General features: G+C 43.7%; 1 pseudogene. It reads left to right on the top strand.

The features are described from left to right. Positions 1-449: 449 nt before the first annotated feature. Positions 450-682 (top strand): annotated as a pseudogene (locus HMPREF9473_RS25835) (signal peptidase I); the annotation flags it as partial.

Genomic DNA, 682 nt, shown 5'->3' with positions numbered 1-682 from the left:
TAAAAAAATACCCCATAATGAGTATTATGCGGTATCTACAACATCTAAAAGAAGGGATTTCCCTTCATGATATAGTCTATTATACCCACTTTCGTAAAAATTGCTAAGATTGGAAATAGGAAAAAATTGCAAAATACGAGGAAGAATTCGCAGAATTGTGGTGTAATGGGAAGAAAATCCGGTGATTTGGCTTTTGGGGCTGAAATCGCCTGTTTGTGGTGCCATAAAATCATTTACATCTGTGCTGTTCTGTTTGATATCCCAATACGAGAAGCGGAAATGCAATAAAAAATCATAGGAAATGGCAATATACTGCTGTCCATTTCAGGAAATATGGATGATTCCACTTCATAATACTCATTACAGAGTAAAAGCCGAAAGGAAGGTGCCAGTCCGTGGAGACAGTCGGAGGCAGAGGAAAGTCCCGCAGACAGGAACGGAGCGGACGGATGAGGAAAAGAAAGAGGGAATCCCATTTTCCTACGGTCCGTTATGGAGGATTTGAGGAAAGCCAGATTATCTGCTATCTGTGGGAGCTTGTGAAGTCTGTGGAATCCATCGGGGGGAAGTTAAAAGCCGGAATAAAGCCTGGTGGAGAAAACCGGACCAGGGAATGTCTGGGAGAACTGGCAGACTTGGAAAAACAGATGCGAGGACGCGTGCGGGTGGAAATGCGGCGGTA

The sequence above is a fragment of the Hungatella hathewayi WAL-18680 genome, from assembly GCF_000235505.1.
Classification (GTDB): domain Bacteria; phylum Bacillota; class Clostridia; order Lachnospirales; family Lachnospiraceae; genus Hungatella_A; species Hungatella_A hathewayi_A.
Note: the sequence above shows the minus strand (reverse complement) of the source record. Positions and strands in the feature narration are given on the sequence as shown.